The organism is Phenylobacterium sp. (genome assembly GCF_020402505.1).
Taxonomy (GTDB): Bacteria; Pseudomonadota; Alphaproteobacteria; order Caulobacterales; family Caulobacteraceae; genus Phenylobacterium.
The window spans coordinates 1-25,199 of record NZ_JADBZL010000024.1 but is presented as its reverse complement, the minus strand read 5'-3'; the positions used below and the strand labels follow the sequence as shown (position 1 = coordinate 25,199).

Annotated in this window: 25 protein-coding genes; 20 read left to right on the top strand and 5 right to left on the bottom strand. The window is 68.0% G+C overall.

Going from position 1 to position 25,199, the window contains the following annotated elements:
- The first annotated feature begins 18 nt into the window (after positions 1–18).
- From IM632_RS02200 to IM632_RS02190, 3 genes are all read left to right on the top strand, one after another.
- Positions 19–741 carry a 16S rRNA (uracil(1498)-N(3))-methyltransferase gene (locus IM632_RS02200; RefSeq protein WP_296482949.1) on the top strand — a complete coding sequence of 241 codons (723 nt, stop codon included), beginning with the start codon at positions 19–21 and terminating at the stop codon, positions 739–741.
- A gap of 110 nt (positions 742–851) precedes the next feature.
- On the top strand, positions 852–2,210 hold the full coding sequence (locus tag IM632_RS02195) for a glutamate--cysteine ligase (protein ID WP_296482952.1): 1,359 nt from the start codon (positions 852–854) through the stop codon (positions 2,208–2,210).
- Positions 2,211–2,315: 105 nt separating this feature from the next.
- Positions 2,316–4,202, top strand: coding sequence for a peptide MFS transporter (locus tag IM632_RS02190; protein ID WP_296482955.1), 1,887 nt, complete (start codon positions 2,316–2,318; stop codon positions 4,200–4,202).
- 15 nt (positions 4,203–4,217) lie between these two features.
- On the opposite strand, the gene tldD is transcribed toward IM632_RS02190, so the two are convergent.
- Entirely contained in the window at positions 4,218–5,648 is a 1,431-nt protein-coding gene (gene tldD / locus IM632_RS02185; protein WP_293517069.1) for a metalloprotease TldD, read from the bottom strand.
- A 229-nt stretch (positions 5,649–5,877) separates the two neighbouring features.
- Here tldD and coxB point away from each other — a divergent pair, with 229 nt between their 5' ends.
- From coxB to IM632_RS02130, 11 genes are all read left to right on the top strand, one after another.
- A complete protein-coding gene (coxB, locus tag IM632_RS02180) occupies positions 5,878–6,825 on the top strand; it encodes a cytochrome c oxidase subunit II (RefSeq protein ID WP_296482958.1) in 948 nt (315 codons plus the stop codon).
- A gap of 16 nt (positions 6,826–6,841) precedes the next feature.
- On the top strand, positions 6,842–8,494 hold the full coding sequence (gene ctaD, locus IM632_RS02175; RefSeq protein ID WP_293514593.1) for a cytochrome c oxidase subunit I: 1,653 nt from the start codon (positions 6,842–6,844) through the stop codon (positions 8,492–8,494).
- Positions 8,495–8,597: 103 nt separating this feature from the next.
- Positions 8,598–9,575 (top strand): heme o synthase, encoded by a 978-nt coding sequence (gene cyoE / locus IM632_RS02170; RefSeq protein ID WP_296482960.1) that lies wholly within the window; start codon positions 8,598–8,600, stop codon positions 9,573–9,575.
- Positions 9,572–9,748, top strand: coding sequence for a hypothetical protein (locus tag IM632_RS02165; RefSeq protein ID WP_293517063.1), 177 nt, complete (start codon positions 9,572–9,574; stop codon positions 9,746–9,748). Before cyoE ends, IM632_RS02165 begins: the two co-directional genes overlap by 4 nt.
- Positions 9,726–10,331 (top strand): cytochrome c oxidase assembly protein, encoded by a 606-nt coding sequence (locus IM632_RS02160; RefSeq protein WP_293520814.1) that lies wholly within the window; start codon positions 9,726–9,728, stop codon positions 10,329–10,331. Before IM632_RS02165 ends, IM632_RS02160 begins: the two co-directional genes overlap by 23 nt.
- Before the next feature lie 74 nt (positions 10,332–10,405).
- Positions 10,406–11,284 carry a cytochrome c oxidase subunit 3 gene (locus IM632_RS02155; protein ID WP_296482963.1) on the top strand — a complete coding sequence of 293 codons (879 nt, stop codon included), beginning with the start codon at positions 10,406–10,408 and terminating at the stop codon, positions 11,282–11,284.
- 6 nt (positions 11,285–11,290) lie between these two features.
- Positions 11,291–11,650: a DUF983 domain-containing protein gene (locus IM632_RS02150; RefSeq protein ID WP_293514584.1), complete on the top strand. Its 360-nt coding sequence runs from the start codon at positions 11,291–11,293 to the stop codon at positions 11,648–11,650.
- Positions 11,640–12,371 (top strand): SURF1 family cytochrome oxidase biogenesis protein, encoded by a 732-nt coding sequence (locus IM632_RS02145; RefSeq protein WP_296482965.1) that lies wholly within the window; start codon positions 11,640–11,642, stop codon positions 12,369–12,371. Before IM632_RS02150 ends, IM632_RS02145 begins: the two co-directional genes overlap by 11 nt.
- Positions 12,371–13,759, top strand: a complete 1,389-nt coding sequence (thrC, locus tag IM632_RS02140) for a threonine synthase (RefSeq protein ID WP_296482972.1) — start codon at positions 12,371–12,373, stop codon at positions 13,757–13,759. Before IM632_RS02145 ends, thrC begins: the two co-directional genes overlap by 1 nt.
- Entirely contained in the window at positions 13,734–15,047 is a 1,314-nt protein-coding gene (locus IM632_RS02135; protein WP_296482974.1) for a pitrilysin family protein, read from the top strand. The genes thrC and IM632_RS02135 overlap by 26 nt, the downstream gene beginning before the upstream one ends.
- Positions 15,048–15,077: 30 nt before the next feature.
- Positions 15,078–15,689, top strand: coding sequence for a GNAT family protein (locus IM632_RS02130; RefSeq protein WP_296482977.1), 612 nt, complete (start codon positions 15,078–15,080; stop codon positions 15,687–15,689).
- 74 nt (positions 15,690–15,763) lie between these two features.
- Here IM632_RS02130 and IM632_RS02125 read toward each other — a convergent pair whose 3' ends face one another.
- On the bottom strand, positions 15,764–16,336 hold the full coding sequence (locus IM632_RS02125; RefSeq protein WP_296482980.1) for a YqgE/AlgH family protein: 573 nt from the start codon (positions 16,334–16,336) through the stop codon (positions 15,764–15,766).
- Positions 16,337–16,459: 123 nt separating this feature from the next.
- On the opposite strand from IM632_RS02125, the gene IM632_RS02120 reads away from it, so the two are divergent.
- The 5 genes from IM632_RS02120 (at position 16,460) to pgsA (ending at position 22,614) form a co-directional block, all read left to right on the top strand.
- A complete protein-coding gene (locus IM632_RS02120) occupies positions 16,460–16,942 on the top strand; it encodes a peroxiredoxin (RefSeq protein ID WP_296482983.1) in 483 nt (160 codons plus the stop codon).
- A gap of 94 nt (positions 16,943–17,036) precedes the next feature.
- Entirely contained in the window at positions 17,037–18,218 is a 1,182-nt protein-coding gene (locus IM632_RS02115) for an amidohydrolase family protein (protein ID WP_296498623.1), read from the top strand.
- Positions 18,219–18,331: 113 nt separating this feature from the next.
- Positions 18,332–20,116 carry a long-chain-acyl-CoA synthetase gene (locus tag IM632_RS02110; protein ID WP_296551967.1) on the top strand — a complete coding sequence of 595 codons (1,785 nt, stop codon included), beginning with the start codon at positions 18,332–18,334 and terminating at the stop codon, positions 20,114–20,116.
- Between the two features lie 45 nt (positions 20,117–20,161).
- Positions 20,162–22,048 (top strand): excinuclease ABC subunit UvrC, encoded by a 1,887-nt coding sequence (gene uvrC / locus IM632_RS02105; protein WP_296518594.1) that lies wholly within the window; start codon positions 20,162–20,164, stop codon positions 22,046–22,048.
- Positions 22,048–22,614, top strand: a complete 567-nt coding sequence (pgsA, locus tag IM632_RS02100; protein WP_296479810.1) for a CDP-diacylglycerol--glycerol-3-phosphate 3-phosphatidyltransferase — start codon at positions 22,048–22,050, stop codon at positions 22,612–22,614. Before uvrC ends, pgsA begins: the two co-directional genes overlap by 1 nt.
- A gap of 1 nt (position 22,615) precedes the next feature.
- Here pgsA and IM632_RS02095 read toward each other — a convergent pair whose 3' ends face one another.
- Complete coding sequence (locus IM632_RS02095) at positions 22,616–23,107, bottom strand: Lrp/AsnC family transcriptional regulator (RefSeq protein WP_293512713.1); 492 nt, start codon at positions 23,105–23,107, stop codon at positions 22,616–22,618.
- Between the two features lie 167 nt (positions 23,108–23,274).
- On the opposite strand from IM632_RS02095, the gene IM632_RS02090 reads away from it, so the two are divergent.
- Positions 23,275–24,387, top strand: a complete 1,113-nt coding sequence (locus IM632_RS02090; protein WP_296479811.1) for an NAD(P)/FAD-dependent oxidoreductase — start codon at positions 23,275–23,277, stop codon at positions 24,385–24,387.
- On the opposite strand, the gene IM632_RS02085 is transcribed toward IM632_RS02090, so the two are convergent.
- Both IM632_RS02085 and IM632_RS02080 read right to left on the bottom strand, forming a co-directional pair.
- On the bottom strand, positions 24,384–24,899 hold the full coding sequence (locus tag IM632_RS02085; RefSeq protein ID WP_293518117.1) for a thioredoxin family protein: 516 nt from the start codon (positions 24,897–24,899) through the stop codon (positions 24,384–24,386). The genes IM632_RS02090 and IM632_RS02085 overlap by 4 nt on opposite strands.
- The coding region (locus tag IM632_RS02080) for an AAA family ATPase (RefSeq protein WP_296551965.1) at positions 24,896–25,199 on the bottom strand (304 nt) is incomplete at its 5' end. The genes IM632_RS02080 and IM632_RS02085, both read right to left, overlap by 4 nt.

Below are 25,199 nucleotides of genomic sequence, written 5' to 3'. Positions count from 1 at the left end.
TCGGGTCTAGGAGGAAGCATGATCCGCCTCCATGTCGAAGTTGATCTCGCTGATGACCAGGACCTGGTCCTTCCTGATGCTCAGGCCCGCTACCTGACCCAGGTCATGCGGCGCGGCCCGGGGGAGGAGCTCCTGGTTTTCAACGGCCGCGACGGGGAGTGGCTCGCGGCTGTCGCGGAAGCGAGCCGCCGTGCGACGCGGTTAACGCTCCTGCGCAGGACCCGGTCCCAGCCCCCCCGTGGGAACCTGGTCCTCGTCATGGCGCTTGTGAAGCGGACGGCCCTGGAGACCGTGGTCGCCAAGGCCGTCGAGCTGGGGGTCAGCGAGATTCACCTGGTCACGACCGAAAGGACCAATTCGGACCACACCCGAATCGACCGGCTCGAGGCTATCGCGACAGAGGCCGCCGAGCAGACAGGACGGCTTGATGTCCCGGAGATTCATGCGCCGGAGCCCCTCTCCCGGGCGCTGGACGCCCGGCTGGGCGAAGGACGGCTGGTCTTCTGTGATGAGGCCGGTGACGCGCCGCCTCTGCTGGAGGCCCTCGACGGCCAGCCCCCCGGCCCCCTGGCCGTACTCATTGGTCCGGAGGGCGGATTCTCGACCTCCGAAAGGGCGAGTCTGAGATCGCGGAAGGGCGTCATCGCCGTGTCGCTTGGGCCCCGCATTCTGAGGGCGGATACGGCCGCCCTCTCCGCCCTGACCGTCGTCCAGGCGGTGCTCGGGGACTGGCGGACCTGAATTCCTGACAGTGATCGAGAATTCCTGATTTGCGCGCGGGTGACTTAACGGCGTAAAGATCGCCCCCGCCGGAATGCGGGGCCGGGAAGGGAACCTACGGGAAGAGTGGCATGGCCGACTCCAAGGTCGATGATCGACCGCTGGATTTCTCCGACATCGTCGGTTGGCTGCAGGCGGGCGAGACGCCCCCAGCCGACTGGCGCGTGGGTGCGGAGCACGAGAAGTTCGTCTTTCGCAAGGCCGATCACGCCCCCGTAGCCTATGACGGCGACACAGGCATCCTGGCCCTCATGGAGGGCCTGAAGGCCTACGGCTGGAGCGGAGTCTTCGAAGGGGAGACCCTGATCGGACTGGAGCGAGGCAAGGCGAATGTGAGCCTCGAGCCCGGCGGACAGTTCGAACTGTCGGGCGCCCCCCTCGCCGACATGCACCAGATCGCCGCAGAGACCGCGGGCCACCTGGACGAAGTCCGGGCCGTTGGCGAGCGTCTCGGCCTGGGGTTCCTCGGCCTGGGCTTCACCCCGGAATGGACGCGCGCTCAGGTCCCGGTCATGCCCAAGGGCCGCTACAGGATCATGCGCGCCTACATGCCGAAGGTCGGCGGCCTGGGCCTGGACATGATGTTCCGCACCTGCACCGTGCAGGCCAACCTCGACTTCGCCGACGAAGACGACATGCGGCTGAAGTTCCGCACCAGCCTGGCCCTGCAGCCTGTGGTCACCGCCCTCTTCGCCAATTCCCCGTTTGTTGAGGGGCGACCCTCAGGCTTCCTCACCGCCCGGGCCAATGTCTGGACCGACACGGACCCCGACCGGACAGGGATGCTGGGCTTTGTCTTCGACAAGGGGTTCGGCTATGAGGCGTATGCGAACTATCTTCTTGATGTTCCTATGTATTTCGTCAAGCGGAAGGGCGCTTATGTGGATCTTTCCGGGCGTTCCTTCCGGCAGTTCCTGACCCGGGGCTTCGATGATCTGCCCGGCGACCGCCCGAGCCTGAAGGACTTCGCAGATCACGCCACGACCGCCTTCCCGGAGGTGCGGCTCAAGCAGTACCTGGAGATGCGCGGGGCCGATGTCGGTCCTCAGCCCATGCTGGACGCCCTGCCGTCGCTCTGGACCGGCGTGCTTTACGATGCCGCAGCGCTCGCCGCGGCCTGGGACCTGTGTCGTGACTGGCCGCTGGAGTCGCACGAGCGCCTGCGAGCGGACGTGACCCGTCTGGGCCTGAAGGCGAGGATCGGCTCGCGAACCGTCCAGGATGTGGCCCGGGACCTGGTGGCGATCGCCGCGGGCGGCCTTCGGCGACGGGCGCGCCTCGACGCGTCGGGCGCCGACGAAAGCCGCTACCTGGAGCCCCTGGCTGAGATCGCCGAGAGCGGCCTGACCCGCGCCGACCGGTTGCTGGAGCGCTTCCACGGCGAATGGGGCGGCCGGATTGATCCCGTCTGGCGGGAACTGGCCTTCTGAACCCCGGTGCGGGCCTGCTTGCCTGAACCCGCGGCGCATGGTCTGTTGTGATCACTGGCTCTATGCGGGTGCGTTGCGCCCGCCCCGCGACGGGACTCCCCTTAGATGAACATTGTCATTCTGCTTGGTCTTCTCGTCACCCTGGCCACAGGCATACCGGTTCTGCGCCAGTTACTGAGCGGGCATCCTCGCGGACTGCTTGTCCTCTTCTTCACGGAGATGTGGGAGCGTTTTTCCTATTATGGAATGCGCGGTATCCTGATCTTCTATCTGACCCAGCACCTGATGTTCGACAGGAGCGAGGCGAGCGCCCTCTACGCGTCCTACACCGCCCTGGTGTACCTCCTCCCCCTGTTGGGGGGGTTCATCGCCGACCGCTGGCTGGGGTCACGCAAGGCGGTGGCGTTCGGGGCCCTGCTTCTGGTCGCCGGCCACATCTCCATGGGCTTCGAGGGGCGGCCTTCACAGCAGGACCTGATCTACGGCGGCGCCGTCTATCCCATTGTTTCCGAGGGCCGGATGGACGACCGGGTGGCCCACATCCTGGTCGACGACAAGAAATATGAGTTCCAGGCCCGTGAAGGCGGCGGGATTGAGATACCCGGCGTACCGATCGCCTCCGGCCTTCCGACGTCCATTCCCGCAGGAGACTATGAGCTCCGCACCCTCATCGACAACGGCTCGGCGAGCATGTTCTATTTCGCCGTGTCCCTGATCATCCTGGGGGTCGGTTTCCTCAAGCCCAACATCTCCGCCGTGGTGGGCGACCTCTACGCCCAGGGCGATCCGCGAAGGGATTCCGGCTTCACCCTCTACTATTACGGGATCAACCTCGGCGCCTTCTGGGCGGCCATCCTGTGCGGCCTGCTGGGCCAGCACTTCGGCTGGTGGGCGGGCTTCGGTCTCGCCGGGGTCGGCATGTTCGTCGGCTGGATCGTCTTCGTGCTGGGCAAGCCCCTGCTGCAAGGCAAGGGCGAGCCGCCCGATCCCGTCATGCTGAGCGAACCCTTCGCCGGGTCCATCAGCCGTGAGTGGATGACCTATTTCATGTCGATCCTGGCTATCGGCATCGTCTTCCTGACCGTCCAGAACAGCCGGCTCGTGGGCATAGCCCTCATCGCCGCGATTGCGCTGTCCCTCCTGGCCCTGGCCTGGATCATCGTCCGCGTCTGTCAGACCCGGGTGGAACGTCAGCGCATGGGGCTGGCGGTGATTCTGATCCTGGGGTCGGTCATCTTCTTCACCCTGTTCGAACAGGCCGGCTCGTCCCTCAACCTGTTCGCCTCGACCAATGTCGATCTGTCGCTGACGCCAGAGGCCGGGCGCTTCCTTGGTATTCCCTACGGGACGCCGGAGCAGCTCGCCGCCGCCGGGATCCAACCTTCGGCCTGGTGGAGCTGGATCGATACCTCAGTGGGCGCTGCGCAGACCCAGTCTTTCAACGCCGGCTTCATCCTGATCTTCGCGCCGCTCCTGGCGGCCCTCTGGACCTGGCTGGGGCGTCGCGGGAAGGATCCGAACCCGACCCTGAAGTTCGGTCTCGGCCTGATTCAGGTGGGACTGGGCTTCCTGATCGTGGTCTGGGGCGCTGGCCTGCATGACAGCGCCTTCCGCGTACCCCTGGTCCTCCTGGGACTGCTCTACCTGCTCCACACCACGGGTGAGCTCTTCCTCTCTCCCGTGGGCCTGTCGGAGATCACCAAGCTGACCCTGCCCGGCGTCGTCTCGTTTATGATGGCGGTCTGGTTCCTGGCCTCTTCCATCGCCCAGTATGTGGGCGGCTGGATCGCCGGCTTCCTGGTCACGGAATCGGTGGGTGGAGAGGTGCTGGACCCGGAGCTCGCGCTGAACACGGCGATCAACGGCTTCCGGACACTGGGTTGGGCCGGCGTGGTCTGCGGGGTCGCTTACATCGGGATCAGCTTCCTCGTCCGCACCTGGGCGCACGCGGACAAGCCGGTACGTGGCGAGCCCGAGACGCCAGCCGCCTGATCCGGGTCGCCGGGGTCAGCCGCCGGCGCCGCCCACCGTAAGGCCGGTGATCTTGAGTGAGGGCTGGCCGACGCCGACAGGGACCGACTGGCCGGACTTGCCGCAGACCCCGACGCCGGGGTCGAAGTCGAAATCGTCGCCGATCATGGTGACCCGGGTCAGGGCCGTAGGACCGTCGCCGATGAGGGTTGCGCCCTTCACCGGGCGGGTGATCCGACCGTCCTCGATCAGGTAGGCCTCGGTGCACTGGAAGACGAACTTGCCATTGGTGATGTCCACCTGACCGCCGCCGAAGTTGGCGCAGTAGAGGCCGCGCTTGGTGGAGGCGATCATCTCCTCGCGCGGCGTGTTCCCGCCCTCCATCGCGGTATTGGTCATGCGCGGCATGGGAATGTGGGCGTAGGACTGGCGGCGGCCGTTGCCCGTGGCGGTCAGGCCCATGAGCCGGGCGCTCATCCGGTCGTGCATGTAGCCCACCAGGACGCCATCCTCGATCAGGACGGTGCGGCTCGTGGGGGTGCCCTCGTCGTCCACGGTCAGCGAGCCCCTGCGCCCCGGCAGGGCGCCGTCGTCATAGACCGTGACGCCCCGCGCGGCGACCTGCTCGCCGATGCGGCCGGCGAAGGCGGACGAACCCTTCCGGTTGAAGTCGCCCTCGAGCCCGTGGCCCACCGCCTCGTGGAGCAGCACGCCGTTCCAGCCCGGACCCAGGACCACGTCCATTTCACCGGCGGGGCAGGGACCCGCCTCCAGGTTGACCAGGGCCTGGCGAAGGGCCTCCTCCGCCTGGGCGCGCCAGCGGTCCGGGGCGATCCAGGCCTCGAATCCGGCCCGTCCGCCGGCGCCGGCGAAGCCGGTCTCGCGCCGCCCGTCGCGCTCGACGGTGATCTGGACGTTGATTCGCGCCAGCGGGCGCACGTCGCGGATGAGCCGGCCGTCGGCCCGCAGAATCTCGACCGTCCTCTGCTCGCCGGAGAGGGACGCCATAACCTGGACGACCCGGGGGTCCCGCTCACGGCACCAGGCGTCGATCTCCTGCAGCAGGGCGACCTTGGCCTCGAAGTCGGGGGAGTCGGTGGGGTCGATGTCGTCGTAGAGGCGCAGGTTGGTCGGGCGTGGCCCCTCATCGGCCGTGCCGGAATAGCCGCGGCGGGCCAGGGCTGCAGACCCCGCGGCGCGCTTCAGGGCCGCTTCCGAAACTTCGCTGGAGTGCGCGTAGCCCGCCGACTCGCCGGCCACGACGCGCAGACCGAACCCGTCGGAGGTGTCAAAGGCGGCGGACTTCAGCCGTCCGTCGTCGAAGAGGAAGGACTCGCTGCGTGACCGCTCCAGGAAGATCTCGCCGTCGTCGGCGTCCCCGATCGCCTCGGCGAGCACGCGCCTGGCGGTTTCCGGGGCCAGGCCGTGGGTCTCAAGGAGGGCGGCGGATTCGGGGGGGCGGGACATGAAGGACTCCGGCTGAGAGCGTCGGGAGACAGATAGGACCTGCAGGCCCTTACGTCACCCTGTGGAGGGGCCTTCGAAAGGCGTTCGGGGCGCTTGGCAAGTCGGACGCGAGCGCGTATGGACGCCTCCGAGGGACCCGCTTTCGGCCATCCGGCGGCGCGGCCCACGAAGACGTCGGCGGGGCCGCCCTCCCGGGTCGGAGCCGCCCGTAAGCAATGACCGAGGGGACATGCAGTCTAGGGTTCAAGGCATTCGGGCGTGGCTGGCAGGCGCCGCCGCAGCCGCCATGGCGACGGTCTGGGCGCTTCCCGCCCTGGCCGACGAGGTTCTGGTCGGGCAACCGACGCCCGGGGCCATCGGGCTTCAGCCGGGGGTCACCCCGCTGAAACATGACGCCGCCTTCTTCCATGACGTCATCCTGCTGCCGATCATCACGGTCATCACGCTCTTCGTGCTGGCCCTGCTGGTCTGGGTCATGGTGCGCTACAACAAGAAGGCGAACCCCACGCCAGCGAAGTGGAGCCACAACACGACGATCGAGGTGATCTGGACCGTCGTGCCGGTCCTGATCCTGATGTTCATCGCCATCTTCTCGTTCCGGCTTCTTTACGCCTACCACGACATGCCCAAGCCCTACATGACCGTGAAGGCCACGGGCTATCAGTGGTACTGGGGTTACGAGTACCCCGACAACGGGATCAGCGAATTCATCTCCAACGTACTTCCCGAGGACCAGGCCAAGGCAAAGAACGTGCCCTATCTCCTTGCCGCCACCGAGCCCTTGGTGGTGCCTGTCGGAAAGCCCGTGCGGGTGATCGTCACGGGCGCCGACGTTATCCATGCCTTCGCCGTGCCAGCCTTCGGCATCATTAGCGACGCCATCCCCGGTCGGTTGAATGAGACCTGGTTCAAGGTTGAGAAACCGGGCGTCTACTACGGGAATTGCCGGGAACTCTGCGGCGTGGACCACGCCTACATGCCGATCGAGGTTCACGCTGTGAGCCAGGCCGAGTTTGACGCCTGGGTCGCCTCCAAGGGCGGCTACAAGGTGGGCGCCGCCCCGGCGCCGGCCCCCGCCGCGGCTCCCGCCCCTGCAGTCCTTCCGGCCGCGGCGTCCGACGCTGCGGTCCCGCCTTCCGCCACGCCTGCGCCAGCCTCGGCGCCGGCGTCGAATTGAGGTCAGGATAAGTTCAATGGCCCACGCTTCCACCGCTGATCACGATCACGATCACAAGCCCCCCTTCCTGGTTCGCTGGCTCTTTTCCACAAACCACAAGGACATCGGCACCCTCTACATCCTCTTCGCCATCATGGCGGGGCTGGTGGGCGGCGCCCTTTCGGGCCTCATCAGGCTCGAACTCGCTGAACCGGGCCTGCAGATCTTCGTCAAGGGCGGCTGGCTCGACCAGCTTGGCGTGGTTGAGGCCTCCAAGCACGGTTACAATGTGGTGGTCACTGCCCACGCCCTGATCATGATCTTCTTCATGGTCATGCCCGCCATGATTGGCGGCTTCGGCAACTGGTTCGTCCCGATCATGATCGGCGCGCCGGACATGGCCTTCCCGCGGATGAACAACATCTCGTTCTGGCTGCTCGTGGCGGCCTGGGTCCTTCTTTGCCTGTCCTTGTTCGTCGATGGCGGTCCCGGCAAGGGTTTCGGCGGGGGCTGGACGATCTATCCCCCGCTCTCGACCTCTGGACATGTCGGCCCGTCCATGGACCTGGCCATTCTGTCCCTGCACCTGGCTGGCGCGAGCTCGATCCTGGGCGCGATCAATTTCATCACCACCATCTTCAACATGCGTGCGCCGGGCATGACCCTGCACAATATGCCGCTGTTCGCCTGGTCGGTGCTGGTGACCGCCTTCCTCCTGCTCCTGTCCCTGCCGGTTCTGGCCGGGGCCATCACCATGTTGCTGACGGACCGGAACTTTAACACCCACTTCTTCGATCCGGCCGGTGGCGGCGATCCGGTGATGTTCCAGCACCTGTTCTGGTTCTTCGGGCACCCCGAGGTGTACATCCTGATCCTGCCGGGCTTCGGCATCATCAGCCACATCGTTTCGACCTTCTCTCGCAAGCCTGTGTTCGGCTACCTCGCCATGGCCTACGCCATGGTGGCCATCGGCTTCGTCGGCTTCATCGTCTGGGCCCACCACATGTACACCGTGGGCATGCCGGTCGACTTGAGGGCCTATTTCGTGGCGGCCACCATGGTGATCGCCGTGCCGACGGGCGTGAAGGTCTTTTCCTGGATCGCCACCATGTGGGGCGGCTCCCTGGACTTCAAGACGCCCATGCTCTGGGCGATCGGCTTCATCTTCCTCTTCACGGTAGGCGGCGTCACCGGGGTGGTTCTGGCCAATGCGGGCATCGACTACACCCTGCATGACACCTACTACGTGGTGGCCCACTTCCACTATGTGCTGAGCCTGGGCGCTGTGTTCGCTATCTTCGCGGGCTTCTACTACTGGTTCGAGAAGATGTGGGGCGTGAAGTACAACGAGTTCCTCGGCGTGGTGCACTTCTGGATCACCTTCGTCGGCGTGAACCTGATCTTCTTCCCGCAGCACTTCCTGGGCCTGCAGGGGATGCCCCGCCGCTATGTCGACTACCCTGAGGCGCTGACCTTCTGGAACCAGGTGTCCACCCAGGGCTACCTGATCACTGTGGTTGGCGTCGGGGTCTTCCTCCTGATCCTGGTCGAGGCCGCTGTGCGCCGTCGCAAGGCCGAGGCCAATCCGTGGGGCGAGGGCGCCACGACCCTGGAGTGGACACTTTCGTCTCCCCCGCCCTTCCACCAGTTCAGCGATCCCCCGGTCTTCAAGCCGGATTCGCACCGCTAATCGCGCCGGCCTGGTTCAACAGGCCGGACTTCGTAACCAAATGGGGGGCGCGGGCCGGTCTGATCCGGTGCGCGCCCCTCTCTGTGTCAGGTAACCCGGTCAGATGACCCCGCCCGCCGCCGTTCCGACCGCAACGCCCGCCCGGTGGCAGGACTTCGTCCAGCTGCTGAAGCCCCGGGTCATGTCCCTGGTGGTCTTTACAGCAGCGACCGGGCTGATCTGCGCCGGGGCGCCTATCCACCCCGTCATGGGTGCGATCGCGATCCTGTGCATCGCGGTGGGGGCGGGCGCCTCAGCGTCGCTGAACATGTGGTACGACGCCGATATCGACGCCCGGATGCGCCGGACCCGCGGTCGTCCGGTTCCGGCCGGTCGGGTCCAGTCCGCGGATGCGCTCGCGCTCGGGATCGTCCTCTCCCTGTTCTCCGTCATGCTTCTGGGCCTGGCCCTCAACTGGCTGGCCGCAGGCCTCCTCGCCTTCACCATCTTCTTCTATGCGGTGGTCTACACCATCTGGCTGAAGCGCTGGACGGCGCAGAACATCGTGATCGGCGGCCTCGCCGGCGCCCTCCCGCCGGTGATCGGCTGGGCCGCTGCAACGGGACAGGCGCCCTTGGACGCCTGGATCCTCTGCGCCATCATCTTCATGTGGACGCCGCCCCACTTCTGGGCACTGTCCCTCTACACCAGCGAGGACTACGCCGCCGCCGGGGTGCCCATGCTTCCGGTGACCGCCGGCGCCGCCGTCACCCGCCGTCAGATCTGGATCTACAGTCTTTTTCTGATCCCCGTCTGCCTCGCGCCCGTCGCCACCGGACTGGGTGGAGCCGCCTATCTGGCGGTCGCCGCCCTGGGGGGAGCCGTTTTCCTTTTGCTCGCCTGGCGGGTCCGTCAGGGGCGCGCCGGAGACGCCGCCGATCCCCGGGTGACAGACGGCCTCTACGACGTGAAGGCGGCGGCGCGGGACGCCCGCAACCTCTTCGCCTACTCCATCCTTTACCTGACCCTTCTCTTCGCCACCCTCCTTGGGGAACACCTCCTCGGCGGGGCGGCCCCCGGACTCCCAGGAGGTCTGACATGACAGAGCCTGACGCCGAAACGACGCCCTTGGCGCCGGTTGCGGACGATGCCGCTAACCGGGCCCGCCGCGGAAGGAATCTGGCCATCGCCCTGGGGCTGGTCGGGTTTGTAGTGCTGGTCTACCTCGTTACAGTCTTCAGGATGGGTGGAAATGTCCTCGACCGACCCCTTTGACGTCTCCCGCCGCAACGCCCGGGTGGCCGCCTGGTGCGCTGCGGGCTTCGTGGCCATGATCGGCGCCGCTTATGCGTCGGTGCCCCTCTACCGGGCCTTCTGCCAGCTGACCGGCTTCGACGGGACGCCCCGGCGGGCCGAGCAGGCGTCCACGACGACCCTCGAGCGGAGCCTTGTTGTGCGCTTCGACGCCAATGTCCGGGATCTGCCCTGGAGCTTCCGGGCGCAGCAGACCTCCCAGACCCTCCGGATCGGCCAGACCGGCCTTGCCTATTTCACGGTGACCAACAATAGCGACCGTCCGGTCACCGGCCATGCGGTCTACAACGTGACCCCCCAACTCGCGGGGGCCTACTTCCAGAAGCTGGAGTGCTTCTGCTTCTCGAACCAGACCATTCCCGCGGGCAAGACGATCGAGTTCCCGGTGGTCTACTTCGTCGATCCGAAGTTCGCGGAGGACTTCGACACCCGGGGCAAGTCGGAGGTGACCCTGTCGTACACCTTCTTCCCGGCCCAGGACGCAGCGCCCAAGTCGGCTCAGGCGCCATCCGCGCTTGGCGGAACGCCGAAAGCAGGGCTATAGGGACACAACCAGAAGGGCCTGCCGGGTCTGCGACTCACCGGGCGGGCTGAGGCAGTAAGAGGAACAGGGGCGCAATGTCTGCGGGCGACGTCAAACACGACTACCATCTCGTCAATCCCAGCCCCTGGCCGCTGGTGGGCTCCATCGCCGCCTGCGTCATGGCGGTCGGAGGCGTCATCGCCATGAGGGGGCTGTTCGGCCTGCCCAAGGGCGACCTGACGGTTCTGCTGGCGGGCTTTGCCGGCGTACTCCTGACCATGGCGGGCTGGTGGCGCGATGTCACCGTCGAGGCCAATCAGGGAGACCACACCCCGGTGGTGGGGATCGGCCTCCGCTACGGCATGATCATGTTCATCGCCTCCGAAGTGATGTTCTTCGTGGCCTGGTTCTGGATCTTCTTCGAGATGGCCCTCTTCAATGATGTCCGGACGCAATCGGGCATCGAGGAGGTGCGGAACGCCTGGGCGACCTGGCCGCCGAAGGGCGTGGAGACGATCCCCGCCTGGAACCTCCCCCTCCTCAACACCCTGATCCTGCTGCTCTCAGGCACCACCGTGACCTGGGCCCATCACGCCCTACAGGCCGGAGACCGGCGCGGCGCCAAGATCGGCCTGCTGCTGACGGTGATCCTCGGCGCGATCTTCACCGCCGTTCAGGTCTATGAGTACGACCACATTCTCAAGCACAATTACTTCTTCGGCGGCGAGGGTGCGGAGAACTCAGGCCTTTATGGCTCCGCCTTCTTCATGGCCACGGGCTTCCACGGCTTCCACGTCCTGATCGGAACCATCTTCCTGCTGGTCTGCCTTGCGCGTCTGATGGGGACAGGCTTCACGCCCAAGCAGCACTTCGGCTTCGAATCTGCGGCCTGGTACTGGCACTTCGTGGACGTGGTGTGGCTGTTCCTCTTCGCCTTCATCTACGTGGTGTTCGGCGCCTCCGGCGGACACTGACCTTCGGTGGCCGGCGTGAACCCCCTCCTGGCGGGGCTCGCCGGCCGCTGTCCCAACTGCGGGGAGGGCGCCCTGTTCCGCGGTTTCCTCACTGTGGCGGATCGCTGCGAGGCCTGTAACTACGATCTCAGCCGGGCGGACTCCGGTGACGGCCCCGCCGTCTTCGTCATGCTGATCGGCGGGTTTATCGTCGCCTTCGCCGCCCTCTTCACCGAAATCGCCTATCGCCCGCCCGTCTGGGTGCACCTGGTCGTCTTCCTGCCCCTGACTGTGGTGGTGTGCATGGGGCTCCTGCGTCCCATGAAGGGCGTGCTCCTGGCGGCGCAGTTCGCCAACCGGGCGGGGGAAACCCGCCATGAGGACTGATCCCGCCCGGCGGCGCCGTTTTCCGCTTGGCCTGACCCTCGCCACAACGGTCGGTCTCGCCATTCTTGTGGCGCTGGGCATGTGGCAACTCCAGCGCCTGACCTGGAAGGAGGCCCTCCTTGCCCGGATCGCCCGGCTGGAGACCGCGGCCCCCGTCCCCGCTGCGCAGGCCCTGGACCAGGCCGCCTCGCCTGCGGACCTCGACATGGTCCGGGTCCGGGTGGACTGCCCAGGCCTGTCCCGCGCCGCCTTCGTAGAACTCTTCGGCCTGACGGACGGGACGCCCGGTCGACGGCTGATCTCCGCCTGCCCGGTGGCTTCCAGCCGTTACGGGAGTCTCCTGGTCGACCGGGGCTTCGTCCCCGAGGACATTTCGGCGCGGCCCGGGACGGAAGGTCAGCCGGGGCCTGTTTCGGTGACCGGGGTGCTGAGGGTTCCTGACCGGCCCAGCCTCTTTACGCCTAAGCCGGATTCGGCGGGCAGGCTCTGGTTCAACCGCGACATCCCGGCGATGGCCTCGACCCTTGGCGCGCCCCGGCCCGCGCCGGTCATGCTCATGGCCGAAACCGCCTCTAACCCTGAGTTCACCGCCCTGACGCCCGCACCCCTTCCGGCGGCGATCTCCAATCGACACCTGGAGTACGCCCTGACCTGGTTCGGCCTTGCCGCGGCCCTGCTCGGCGTTTATGGCGCGCTCCTCCGCAAGCAATACAGACCCTGATGCGTTACATCTCCACCCGTGGCGGCTCGCCCCCTGTCGGCTTCGTCGAGGCCGTCCTCGCCGGCCTGGCGCCGGACGGCGGTCTGTATATTCCCGAGACCTGGCCCGGTTTCACCCGGGAGGAGATCGCCGCCTTCGCCGGTCGGCCCTACGCCGAGGTGGCTGCGGCCGTCCTGGGCCGGTTCGCCGGCGACGAGATTGCACAGGGCGACCTCGCCCGCATGTGCCGCGAGGCCTACGCCGCCTTCGACCACCCGGCGGTCGTCCCCCTGGTCCAGCTGGGGTCGGACGTCTTCCTCGCCGAGCTGTTCCACGGACCGAGCCTGGCCTTCAAGGACGTGGCCATGCAACTCCTGGCCCGGCTGTCCGATCACGTCCTCGAGCGCGCTGGGCGTACCCAGACCATCCTCTGTGCAACGTCCGGAGACACGGGCGGGGCGGCGGTGGAGGCCTTCCGGGGCCGCGCCAACACGCGGATCGTCGCCATGTTCCCAGACGGGCGCATCTCTGAGGTTCAGCGCCGGTTCATGACCACAGCCGTCGAGGACAATGTCCGGTGCCTGGCTGTGGCCGGGGACTTCGACGCCTGCCAGGCCATCCTGAAGACGGCCCTTGCGGATGCGGAGCTGCAGCGGTCGGTGGGCCTGTCCGCGGTGAACTCCATCAACTTCGCCCGGATCGTCGCCCAGTCGGTCTACTACTTCACCACGGCGGTCGCCCTGGGCGCACCTCATCGTCCGGTTTCCTTCGCCGTGCCCTCCGGCAACTTCGGGGACGGGTTCGCTGGCTACGTGGCCCATCGCCTGGGCCTTCCTGTCGGGCGGATTCTCATCGCCACCAACGCCAACGACATCCTGGCCCGCACCTTCCGCACGGGCCTGTACGCCCGCGGGACCGTGGCCGAGACCCAGTCGCCGGCCATGGACATCCAGTCGGCGTCCAACTTCGAGCGACTCTTCTTCGAGGCGACGGGCCGCGATGGGCCAGGGACCGCGACGGCCTTCTCCGGGTTCGCGTCGGGGCGGGACATCGTCACGCCTCCCGACGCCCTGGTCGCCATGACCGCCATCTTCGCAGGCGCCTCCACGGACGAGGCGGCCACCACCCGGGAGATGCAACTCACCCTGTCCGAGACGGGCGAGATGGTGGATCCCCATACAGCGGTGGCTCTGTCCGCCCTCAGGCGCCACCCGGCGCCCGGCCCGACCGTGGTCCTGGCCACGGCCCATCCGGCCAAGTTCCCCGAAGCCGTCCAGGCCGCCACGGGCCGCGTGCCCGAGACGCCTGCACGGGCCCGCGCCCTAGCGGAGCGCCCCGAGCGCTTCGAGCCCATCGCCGCCGACGCCGGAAAGGTCTCCGACTATGTCCGGACCTTTGCAGGGGGCTGATCCGCCGCGGATTCACACCCTCGCCAATGGCGTCAGGGTGATCTGCGATCCCGTACCGGGCCTGCAGACCGTCGCCCTGGTGGTGGCCGCCGGGCGCGGCGCCCGCTGGGAGAGCCGGCGGGAATCCGGCTGGTCCCACCTTCTCGAGCACATGGTCTTCAAGGGTGCGGCGGGGCGCTCCGCCCGCCAGCTGGCCGAGGCCATCGAGGCCGGGGGCGGCCAGATGAACGCCGAGACGGGTTTCGAGCGGACGGTGTTCCACGTCCGGACCCTTCCGGAGGGACTGGATGGGGCGTCCAGCCTTCTCTCCGACATCCTGCTGCGCCCCACCCTCGATCCCGAGGACCTGAAGCGGGAGCGCCGCGTGGTGCTGCAGGAGATCGCCGAAGCCGAGGACGCCCCCGATGACCTCGTCTTCGAGATGGCCCAGGAGGCCGCCTTCGCGGACCAGGCCCTCGGGCGCAACATCCTGGGGAACACCGCCAGCCTGAAGAGGGCGGATGTGGCGGCCCTCCGCGACTGGCGCCGAGCGCTGTATGCGCCGGACCGGCTGGTGGTGGTGGCCTCGGGGGCCATAGACGAGGACGACCTGCTTCGCCTGGCCGAACGGGACTTCGCCGCTGCGAAGCCCGAGCCTTCTCCATTGCCAGCGCCGGCGTCCTTCACAGGAGGGATCCGCACGGACGACAGGGATCTCGAGCAGGCCAACCTGGTCTTCCTGTGTCCCGGCCTCGCGGCGACCGACCCTGACGCCTGGGCGGCGCAGGTCTTCGTAGAATGCCTGGGCGGCGGCATGGCTTCGCGGCTCTTCCAGGAGGCCCGAGAGGCCCGGGGCCTGGCCTATGCCGTGGACGCCTGGGGCGAGTTCTGGTCCGACTGCGGCATGGTCGGGGTGTTTGCCGGCTGCGAGGCGGCAAGCGCGACGGAGCTCGCGGTCCTGGCCGCCGGCCAGATGCAGGACCTGGCCGAGTCTCCCCGTGAAGCTGAGCTCGCCCGGGCCCGGGCCCAGCTCAAGGCCGGTCAGTTCATGGCCGCGGAGTCGCTCCTGACCCGGGCGGAACAGGCGGTCCATCAGGTCCTGACCCATGGACGCCTCATCCCGATCTCGGAGATCGCGGCGCGGATCGACGCCTGCGACGCCGCCGCAGTGCGCCGGGCGGGCGCCCGCCTTCTGGAGCCGGGCCTGGCCGCGGCGGCGGTCCTTGGGCCCGGCGCCGCCCATCCTGCGGCCCAGCGCTTCTGCGAGACGATGAAGGCGGGGACTTCGCCGGGCCCTGCAATGGCTTGACGGACGGGAAAAACCCCGGAGTTTGCCCGAATGGCGCTTCTGGACTGGATCACGCCGGGCGACAGCCTCAGGCTGCAGGGGGAGGGGATCGAGATCCGCCCGCCCCGGCCCTCCGACTATCCGGAATGGAGCGAGCTGCGACGCGCTTCCCGGGCGTTCCTTCAGCCCTGGGAGCCTACCTGGCCGGACGATGACCTGACCCGCGGCGCCTGGCGGCGTCGACTGGCCTCCTACGCCCGGGATATCGACCTGGGCGCCGCCTATCCCTTCCTGGTCTTCCGGAAGAGTGACGGCGCCCTCACCGGAGGCATTACCCTGTCCAATGTCCGGCGCGGCGTCGCCCAGATGGGGACGGTGGGCTACTGGTGCGGCGTCGGCTTCACGCGGCAGGGTCACACCCTGGCGGCGGTGCGCACCCTCTCCCTCTTCGCTTTCCGGACCTTGGCCCTTCACCGGCTTGAGGCCGCCTGTCTGCCGGGAAACACGCCCTCTCGGCGACTGCTGGGACAGGCGGGATTTCGGGAGGAGGGCCTGGCCCAGGCCTATCTGAAGATTAACGGCGAGTGGCGGGACCATGTCCTGTTCGGACGGGTTGCGCCGTCACCTCGCGACGAGAGTTCGCAGGCGCCGCTCTCTGTCTGATCCAGTCGATGAACCCCGGGAAATCGGCGGCGCGGCGGTGACGCCGGAGGGCCCGGTGGCTGGAGCGGAAGCCTTCAGGCCTCCCCGGCATCGGCGGTGAGGAAGGACGGGTCCACGCCCAGTCGGCCGAGAGATGCGGTCCAGATTTCCTCCGGGGGCGTCTCGAAGACGATCGCCTCGTCGGCCGGACAGGTCAGCCAGACATTCCGGCGGAGTTCCTGCTCCAGCTGGCCGGGCCCCCAGCCGGCGTAACCCAGGGCCAGGCGTGAACGGCGCGGGGTCCCGTCGTCTCGCGACATCGCCTCCAGAGCCTCCCGGGTCGGGGTGCAGGCCAGGCCCGCCGGCGTGCGCAGGGTGGCGCCGTCCGCCGCCTGGAAGTCGTCGCTGTGCAGCACAAAACCCCGCTCGGTCTGGACCGGGCCGCCCAGGAGCACCCCTTCTGTCCGGCGCGCTTCGGGGCAGGGGATGGAGAGCTGCTCGAAGACCTCGCCCAGCGCCAGGCCCCGCAAGGGATGATTCAGGATCAGGCCCATGGCGTGCTCGGCGTCATGGGCGAAAATGAGGGCCACCGCGCGCTCGAAGCGCGGGTCGCCGATCGCCGGAAGAGCGATCAGGAGCTGGCCGGACAGATAGGACGCAGGATCCATGCTCGGTTTGTCCGACGCTCTTGGGGCGGATTCAAGACGCGGAATCCAACTTGGCCATTGCAGGCCCCGGCCAAGGGGTTATCTCTGCGGCTTCCTCTCAGAACAGAGCCCGGAGACAGGCCCATGACGCTCAAGGTCGGAGACACGCTTCCCGCCGCCAACCTCATCGCCGGCACGGCGGAGGGCCCCAAGCCCACCACGGTCGATGAGATCTTCAAGGGCCGGAAGGTGGCCTTCTTCGCCGTGCCGGGAGCCTTCACCCCCACCTGCTCGGCCCGGCATCTGCCCGGCTACAAGGACCTGGCCGCCGACCTGAAGGCCAAGGGCGTCGACGCCATCGTCTGCCTGTCGGTCAACGACGCCTTCGTCATGAAGGCCTGGGGTGAAAACCAGGGCGTGCTGGGCGAGATCGAGATGATCGCCGACCCTGCGGGCGACTTCACCAAGGCGGTCGACCTGACCATGGACGGCTCCAAGTTCGGGCTCGGCCTGCGCTCCCAGCGCTACTCCATGTACGTCGTGGACGGCGTGGTGAAGCAGCTCAACGTCGAGGCCGCCGGCGAGTTCAAGGTCTCGGCCGCCGACTACCTCCTGGCCCAGATCTGATCCTGGGCCAGGCCCCGCCGCTCGCGGCGGGGCTTGACCGTTCTGCCCCCCAGGTCTGAAGTATCGTCTGACAACAGACGGGGGAGGGCGGCTCATGCCCTATGTCGAGGGTTTCACGGTCCATGATGCGGACTCGCACGTCATGGAGCTGCCCGGAGAGATCGAACGCTATGTCGAGCCGGGCCTGAGGGCGGCCTTCTCCGAGGCCATCCGCAAGCCCAACGACCTGACAGGCTGGGCCGAAAAGGCCCGCGCCCAGCAGGACGACCCGGACTTCCGCGCCGGCGACGAGGACAACCTGCTCCTGCGGAAGAATTACCGGGCCCTGGGGGCCTTCCGCCGGGAGGACCGCCCCCGCACCCTCGACCTCCTCGGCTTCGCCAGCCAGCTGGTCTTCACCACCCACGCCCTCGGCAACTACGGGCTGGAGGAGGCGGGCAGGGTCGAGCTCGCCGTGGCCGGCGCCCGGGCCCACAACCGGATGATGGCGGACTTCTGTTCGGTGGACCGCCGGTTGCTGGCGACAGGCTACGTGCCCCTCGTCGACATCGAGGCCGCGCCCCGGATCGCCCGCGAGGCGATCGAGCTGGGATGCCGGGGCCTGATGATCCCCTCGCGGTGCCCCCCCGGTCACAGTCCCAGCCATGTGGGCCTTGATCCTCTCTGGGCCCTGATCCAGGAGGCGGGCCTGCCGGTCCTCTTCCACGTGGGCGGCGAGGAGAAGATGAACCCCGCCTACTTCGAGAACGGCCTGCCCAGGGTCCTCGACTTCCACGGCGGCGCGGAGAACTTCACCTCGCTGTCCTTCATGACCATCCCCGTCGCCGTCTGGCAGACCCTTTCGGCCCTGGTCTTCGACGGCGTCTTCGACCGGTTCCCCAGCCTGAAGTTCGGGGCCATCGAACTGGGCGCCTCGTGGATCCCGAGCCTGATGAAGTTCATGGACTCCGGGGCGGCCGCCTTCGGTCGAGAAGAGCGGCTCCAGAGGTTATCCGCCCGTCCCAGCGAAATCCTGCAACGCCAGTTCCGCGCCACGCCCTATCCCCACGAGGACGTCGCCTGGATCATCGCCAACGCCGGCGAGGAGGTCTGCATGTTCTCGTCCGACTTCCCCCACATCGAAGGCGGGCGGAATCCCCTCAAGCGGTTCGGGGAGTCCCTGGAGGGCGTCGGGGAGACGGCCCGCCAGAGGTTCTGGCGCGACAACTTCATCGACCTGATGGGCGCCGGCCTGCCGGCCGACCTGCACGATACTCCGGGTCTCCAGGCCGCCTGACGCTGCCTCGGACGAAGGCGGTCTCGGGGGTACAGACGCCCCGCGCCTTGAAACTCCGTCTCCACGCCGCCAGATCACAGGTCCGACGCGGCATCAAAGGAGACGGCTTCCGAATGTTCTCGACGCTCCAGCGTGACCTCCGGTTCGCCTCCGGCCTGTTCCGGACGCTTCGCCGGGTGAAGGGGATCCATCCTGGAAGTCCGCGCCGCATCTGTGACGACCTCGACGCGGCGGCGGCGCGATGGCCCGACCGCGAGGCCCTGCGTTTCGAGGGGCGAAGCCTCACCTACGCAGGAATGGAGGCCCTGGCCAACCGCTTCGCGCGATGGGCGCTTGAGATCGGTCTGCGGCCCGGGGACCGGGTGGCCCTCTTCCTGCCCAACCGGATCGAGTACCTGCCCGCCTGGTATGGCCTGTCCAAGGTCGGGGTGGTCTCGGCCCTCATCAATAACCAGCTCACAGGCCAGGCCCTGGCCCACTGCCTCTCCCTGTCCGGCGCTCATGAGGTGATTGTGGATGGGGAGACCTCTCCGGCCTTGCAGGACATACTGGGCGACCTGGACCACACGCCGCGTCTCTGGAGCCTGGATGCGCCCCTGCCGGGAGAAGGCGACCTGGCCGCCGCCCTTGCCGAGCGACCGCCCGAGCCGCCTCCCGCCTCCGTGCGGGAGGGTCTGACCGCCGGGGACACCGCCCTCCTTATCTACACTTCCGGGACCACCGGCCTGCCCAAGGCGGCGCGGGTCACCCATGTCCGGGTTCAGCTCTACATGCGGGGCTTTGCAGGCTCGACGGGAGCGCGTTCCGACGACCGGATCTATGTCGCCCTGCCCCTCTACCACGCCACTGGCGGGCTCTGCGGCATGGGGGCGGCCCTCCTCAATGGCGCCTGCGTGGTCCTGAAGCGACGATTCTCGGCCACCCAGTTCTGGGAGGACATACGTCGGGAGGGCTGCACCCAGTTCGTCTACATCGGCGAGCTCTGCCGGTACCTCGCCAACCAGCCCCCACACCCGGACGAGCGGTCCCACAGGTTGCGCCTGGCCTTCGGCAACGGCCTCAGGCCTGACGTCTGGGACTCGGTCACCGGCCGCTTTGGCGTTCCCCGGGTCCTGGAGTTCTACGGCTCCACCGAGGGCAATGTCTCCTTCTTCAACTTCGATGGCCGTCCCGGCGCCATCGGCCGTATCCCCGCCTTCCTGCGGCGGAGGTTCAACGGTCGGATCGTGCGCTTCGACTATGAGGCCGAGGCGCCCCTGCGTGGGCCGGACGGTTTCTGCCAGGAAGTAGCTCCCGGAGAGGCGGGGGAATGCCTAGGCCGCATCGACTCCTCTGACCCCCGGGCGGATTTCACCGGCTATCTCGACAAGGCCGCCTCGGAGAAAAAGGTGCTGAGGGACGTCTTCGCGCCGGGAGACGCCTGGTTCCGGACCGGTGACCTTCTGCGCCAGGATGAGGATGGCTACGTCTTCTTCGTGGACCGGGTCGGCGACACCTTCCGTTGGAAGGGGGAGAACGTCTCCACCGCCGAGGTGGCCTTGCGTCTCCAGGCTGTGCCGGGCGTGGTCGAGGCCAATGTCTACGGGGTGGAGGTGCCCAGGGCCGACGGGCGGGCCGGCATGGCGGCCCTGGTCACCGGCGAGGGCTTTGACCTTGGCATCCTGGCGGCGCGAATCGCCGCCGACCTGCCGGAGTATGCCCGCCCGGCCTTCATCAGACTCCAGCCCGAGATGGAGGTCACCGGCACCTTCAAGCAGCGCAAGGTGGAGCTGGTGGCCGAAGGGTTTGATCCGGCGAAGGTGGCTGGGCCACTGTTCCACCGCGCCGCGGACGGCGGCTACCGCCCCCTCGACACCGTGGCCCACGAGGGGATCGTCAGCGGGCAGATCCGGATCTGAGCCCCTGGGGTCCCCAGCGGGACTGGAGTCGCCTATAGGTGGGGCATGTCCTCGGACGCCGAAACATACCCCATGGTCGAAGGCGCGCCCCTCGCTGGGGCCGAGCTGATCCGCGACCAGGTCCGCCGCCTGCCGGATGCGCCGGGGGTCTACCGGATGATCGGGGAAGGGGACGAGGTCCTCTATGTCGGCAAGGCCCGGTCGCTGAAGAAGCGGGTGCTGCAGTACGCCCAGGGCCGCTTCCACACCCAGCGCATTGCCCTGATGGTCGACCTGACACGGGCCATGGAGTTCGTCACCACCCGCACGGAGACCGACGCCCTCCTGCTTGAGATCAACCTGATCAAGCAGATGAAGCCGCGCTTCAACGTCCTGCTACGGGACGACAAGAGCTTTCCCGAGATCGTCATCCGGCGCGACCACCCCGCCGCCCAGCTGCGCAAGCACCGGGGCGCCCATACGCTGAAGGGCGACTATTTCGGCCCCTTCGCCTCGGCGAACGCCGTGAACCGCACCCTCAACACCCTGCAGAAGGCCTTCCTCCTGCGGTCCTGCACCGACAGCGTCTACGAGAGCCGGACCCGGCCCTGCATGCTGCACCAGATCCGCCGCTGCGCCGCCCCCTGCACGGGGGCCATCTCCCTGCCGGACTACGCGGCCCTTGTGGACCAGGCCGAGGACTTCCTGCGCGGGCGCAGCCGGGCGGTCATGACCCGGCTCTCCGACGAGATGCAGGCCGCCTCCGATGACCTCGAGTTCGAGCGCGCCGCCCGCCTGCGCGACCGGATCCGGGCCCTGTCCGCTGTCAGCCAGGAGACCCTGGTCAATCCCGAGAGCCTGGAGGAGGCGGACGTCTTCGCCCTGCACAGCGATGGCGGGCAGGCCTGCGTCCAGGTCTTCTTCTTCCGCGCTGGCCAGAACTGGGGCAACCGGGCCTACTTCCCGCGGATCGACCGCAGCGACGAGGACCCCGCCATCCTCGCAGCCTTCATCGGCCAGTTCTACGACGACCGGCCGATCCCCAAGCTCATCCTCGTCAGCTGCGAGCCGGACGACCGGGACCTCCTCGCCGAGGCCTTCAGCCTGAAGTCGGGGCGCAGGGTGGAGATCCGCCGGCCGGAGCGGGGCGAGAAGCGGTCCCTGGTGGACGAGGCCCTGACCAACGCCCGGGAGGCCCTGGGGCGCCGCCTGGCCGAAGGATCGGCCCAGTCCCGGCTGCTGGCCGGCGTGGCGGAGTCCTTCGGCCTTGACGCCCCGCCGGAGCGGATCGAGGTCTATGACAACAGCCACATCATGGGGACCCACGCCGTCGGCGGCATGATCGTCGCGGGGCCGGACGGCTTCCAGAAGGCCCAGTACCGCAAGTTCAACATCCGCAGCGCCGACCTGACCCCCGGCGACGACTACGGCATGATGCGCGAGGTCCTGCGACGCCGCTTCGGGCGGCTGGTGCGGGAAGGCGGATCGGGTGAGACCACCGTGCGGCCCGACCTGGTCCTGATCGATGGCGGGGCCGGCCAGCTGGCGGCGGCCCTCGAGGTGCTGACCGAACTGGGGGTGGACGACATCCCGGTGGTGGGCGTCGCCAAGGGACCGGACCGGGACGCCGGCCTCGAGCGCTTCTTCCTGCCTGACAAGCCGCCCTTCATGCTGGAGCCCAAGAGCCCGGTCCTCTACTTCCTCCAGAGGCTGAGGGACGAGGCCCACCGCTACGCCATCGGCAGCCATCGCGCCCGCAGGGCCGCGGACATGAAGCGCAACCCGCTGGACGAGATCGACGGGATCGGCCCGGCCCGGAAACGGGCGCTTCTGCACGCCTTCGGTTCCGCTGCGGGCGTCGCCCGGGCCTCCGCCGACGACCTAGAGAAGGTGGAGGGCGTCAGCCGCCCCCTTGCCGAACGCATATTCGCCGCCTTCCATAAGGAGCGTTGATGAAGGCTCTGCCCAACATCCTGTCCGTTATCCGCATCTTCCTGACCCTGGCCATGTTCGCCGCCCTGGTGGCTGTGGGCGCCGGCCGTGATCCGGATGGAGGGCTGATGCACTTCGCCTTCTGGGCCTTCGTCATCGCTGCGGCGACGGACTTCCTCGACGGATGGTTGGCCCGCCGGTTCGACGCGGTCACCGTCTGGGGAACCATTCTCGACCCGATCGGGGACAAGATCCTGGTCTGCGGCGCGGTGGTGGGACTGATGGCCAGCGGCGCCGGCCCGGCCTTCGCCCTGCCGGCCGGCCTGATCCTGTTCCGCGAGTTCGCCGTGAGCGCCCTGCGGGAAGTGGGCGCCGCGAAGGGCCTGAAGCTGCCGGTCACCGGCCTCGCCAAGTGGAAAACGGCGGTCCAGTTGGTCGCTCTGGCGGCGATGCTGGGAACAGGCCTGGTGCCCGCCCTGCCGGCCCTCTTGCCCATCGCCCTGGTCTGGCTCGCCGCTGTCCTGACGGTTTGGACGGGAGTGGAATACCTGTTCCAGACCCGCCGGGGGCTCGCCGAAAGGACCTGACCTAGCTGGCGATATGCGGGGTGATGAGTCCCAGGGGCGAGGCGGTGGTGTTCTTCACCGAACGCACAACGATCCGGCTCTCAATGTTCGAGACCAGGCCCAGGGAGAGGAGTTTTTCCCTGAGGAAGGAATCGAAGGCGGGCATGTCGCGGGTGACGATCCGCAGCTCATAATCTGCCGCCCCCGTGACCGTGGCGCACTGGACGACCTCCGGCATGTCTGAAATCGCCCGGTCGAAGGCGTCCAGGTTGTCCTTGGTCGGCAGGGCCAGCTTCACCGTGCAATAGACCTCGAAAGACAGGCCCAGCTTCTGGCGGTCAAGGATGGTCACCCGCTTCTGAATGATCCCTGCGTCCTCCAGGCGCTTGATCCGACGCCAGCAGGGGCTGGAGGACAGGCCCACCCGATCGGCGATCTCCGCGACGGAGAGGCTGGCGTCGTTCTGGATCAGCTCCAGGATGCGGGCGTCGATGGCGTCCAGGATTTCTGCCACGCATGCTCCTTGCATCGTTGGCGCATGGATCTGCCACAGGATGTGTGATCTGCGCCTTTCAGCGCAGGCTTCTGCCCCAGAATGTCGGTGGCGCGCAATAGCCGACCACATCCCCCAGGCCTCGGCCGACCGCTTGCTTTCCAGCCGGACTGGTTTAGGCGTCAGACATGTCTGAATTCGACTTCGACGCCGTTGTCGTCGGGGCGGGCGCCGTAGGACTCGCCTGCGGCTTCGCCCTGTCCCGCCGTGGTCTGGCCACAGTCGTGCTTGAGGCCGGTCCCCGGATCGGCGAGGGCGTCTCGGCGCGGAACTCCGAGGTCATCCATGGCGGGCTGTACTACCCGACAGGTTCCCTGAAGGCGAGGCTCTGCGTCCAGGGCCGACGCGCCCTCTACGCCTTCCTGTCCGAACGAGGCATCGCCTTCGACCGCTGTGGCAAGCTCGTGGTCTTCAACGGCCCGGAGGAGCTGGAACGGCTGGACGCCATTCTCAACCAGGCCCGGACCAATGACGTCGAGGGCATCGAGGTTCTTACCGCCGCCCAGGCCCGGGCCATGGAACCCGACCTGCGCTGCGACGCCGCCCTCCTGTCGCCACAGAGCGGCGTCTTCGACAGCCATGGCTACATGCTGGCGCTCCAGGGCGAGATCGAGGCCCGCGGCGGCGCCGTGGTCCTTTCGACCCCCTTCGAGGGCGCTGAACCCCTCGCGATGGGCGGTTGGCGGATCTCCACAGGCGGAGATGATCCCGCCGTCCTGACCGCAGCCCGACTGGTCACGGCGCCCGGCCTCGACGCTCAGGCGGTCGCGAACCGGATCGCGGGTCTGCCGCCCGGGACCATCCCGCCTGGCTTCTTCGGCAAGGGGGTCTACTTCCGCCTCTCCGGCCGGGCGCCCTTCTCCCGGCTGGTCTATCCGCCCCCGATTCCCGGCGCCCTGGGAACTCACTACCGCAGGGATCTCGGTGGTCAGGCGGTCTTCGGGCCGGACCTCGAGTTCGTTCCCGCACCGGACTACGCGGTCGATCCTAGCCGCGCCGGGGCCTTCTACGATTGCATCCGCAAGTTCTGGCCCGGCCTGCCCGACGGCGCCCTCCAGCCTGACTACGCCGGGGTTCGTCCCAAGCTGCATGGTCCGGGCCAGCCGCAGCCCGACTTCCGGATCGACGGGCCCGAGGCCCATGGACTTGAGGGGCTGGTGGTCCTGTTCGGCATCGAGAGCCCGGGCCTGACCAGTTCGCTCGCCATCGGTGAGGAGGTCGCCGGCCGGCTCGGTCTCTAGGCGGCCCAGCCTGCGATCCAGTCCGCCAGGGCCTGAGGGGACATGCCCCGGGCATTGGAAAGAGCCGAGAAGTTACCAGGGTTGAGGAGGCGGTCGGATTTGGGATCGATCACCATCAGAGCGGGCACGCCGGGCAGCCGCGACGTGACGCCGTAGCGCGCAGGAATCTGCAGGTTGCGGTCGAAACGGCCGACATCGACCATCACGGTCACGAAGTGCGCCTTCATGAACCGGTCAAGTTCCGGAAGGGCCATGGTCGCCGCCAGGATGCGGCAATCCGGACACCAGTTGCCGCCCAGATCGATCAGCAACCGCTTGCCCTGGCGGCGCGCCTGGGTCCGGGCCCGGTCCACGACGGCGTCGGCGTCGGCGGCCTCGTCGTAGGGCAGGGGCAGAGGGGTCTTCAGCTCTGCGAAGGTCTTGATCGAGAGCCGGGGCGCTGGCCGTGCGGCAAGGGCGGGCGGGGCCGCCGTCGCGGCGGCGGCGGTCAGGAGGAGGCGTCGACGGTTCATGGGTTCGAGGTTCCGGTTCGGCTGAACACATCCAGCGCCGCAGAGGTCGCGTCAAGGTCGGCGCCCAGCCGCGGCCAGTCGATCTGTCCTGACGCCGACCGGGCCTGCAGTTCGAGGGTCTCCGGGGTGGCGTCCGAAGCGTCTCCCGTTCGGGCGGCAAGACGGGCCTTGAGGACCTCGGTGGGGCCTTCCAGCCAGACTGCGGACAAGGACCGGCCGGACAAGCCGGCCAGTTGCGAAGCCCTGGCCCTGTGGCCGGGGTCGAGGAAGGTGGCGTCCAGGATCACGCTGCGCCCGGCG

Coding starts and splice junctions, on each gene's coding strand:
- IM632_RS02200 (WP_296482949.1), top strand. CDS start 19: ATGATCCGCCTCCATGTCGAAGTTGATCTCGCTGATGACCAGGACCTG.
- IM632_RS02195 (WP_296482952.1), top strand. CDS start 852: ATGGCCGACTCCAAGGTCGATGATCGACCGCTGGATTTCTCCGACATC.
- IM632_RS02190 (WP_296482955.1), top strand. CDS start 2,316: ATGAACATTGTCATTCTGCTTGGTCTTCTCGTCACCCTGGCCACAGGC.
- tldD (WP_293517069.1), bottom strand. CDS start 5,648: ATGTCCCGCCCCCCCGAATCCGCCGCCCTCCTTGAGACCCACGGCCTG.
- coxB (WP_296482958.1), top strand. CDS start 5,878: ATGCAGTCTAGGGTTCAAGGCATTCGGGCGTGGCTGGCAGGCGCCGCC.
- ctaD (WP_293514593.1), top strand. CDS start 6,842: ATGGCCCACGCTTCCACCGCTGATCACGATCACGATCACAAGCCCCCC.
- cyoE (WP_296482960.1), top strand. CDS start 8,598: ATGACCCCGCCCGCCGCCGTTCCGACCGCAACGCCCGCCCGGTGGCAG.
- IM632_RS02165 (WP_293517063.1), top strand. CDS start 9,572: ATGACAGAGCCTGACGCCGAAACGACGCCCTTGGCGCCGGTTGCGGAC.
- IM632_RS02160 (WP_293520814.1), top strand. CDS start 9,726: ATGTCCTCGACCGACCCCTTTGACGTCTCCCGCCGCAACGCCCGGGTG.
- IM632_RS02155 (WP_296482963.1), top strand. CDS start 10,406: ATGTCTGCGGGCGACGTCAAACACGACTACCATCTCGTCAATCCCAGC.
- IM632_RS02145 (WP_296482965.1), top strand. CDS start 11,640: ATGAGGACTGATCCCGCCCGGCGGCGCCGTTTTCCGCTTGGCCTGACC.
- thrC (WP_296482972.1), top strand. CDS start 12,371: ATGCGTTACATCTCCACCCGTGGCGGCTCGCCCCCTGTCGGCTTCGTC.
- IM632_RS02135 (WP_296482974.1), top strand. CDS start 13,734: ATGTCCGGACCTTTGCAGGGGGCTGATCCGCCGCGGATTCACACCCTC.
- IM632_RS02130 (WP_296482977.1), top strand. CDS start 15,078: ATGGCGCTTCTGGACTGGATCACGCCGGGCGACAGCCTCAGGCTGCAG.
- IM632_RS02125 (WP_296482980.1), bottom strand. CDS start 16,336: ATGGATCCTGCGTCCTATCTGTCCGGCCAGCTCCTGATCGCTCTTCCG.
- IM632_RS02120 (WP_296482983.1), top strand. CDS start 16,460: ATGACGCTCAAGGTCGGAGACACGCTTCCCGCCGCCAACCTCATCGCC.
- IM632_RS02115 (WP_296498623.1), top strand. CDS start 17,037: ATGCCCTATGTCGAGGGTTTCACGGTCCATGATGCGGACTCGCACGTC.
- IM632_RS02110 (WP_296551967.1), top strand. CDS start 18,332: ATGTTCTCGACGCTCCAGCGTGACCTCCGGTTCGCCTCCGGCCTGTTC.
- uvrC (WP_296518594.1), top strand. CDS start 20,162: ATGTCCTCGGACGCCGAAACATACCCCATGGTCGAAGGCGCGCCCCTC.
- pgsA (WP_296479810.1), top strand. CDS start 22,048: ATGAAGGCTCTGCCCAACATCCTGTCCGTTATCCGCATCTTCCTGACC.
- IM632_RS02090 (WP_296479811.1), top strand. CDS start 23,275: ATGTCTGAATTCGACTTCGACGCCGTTGTCGTCGGGGCGGGCGCCGTA.
- IM632_RS02085 (WP_293518117.1), bottom strand. CDS start 24,899: ATGAACCGTCGACGCCTCCTCCTGACCGCCGCCGCCGCGACGGCGGCC.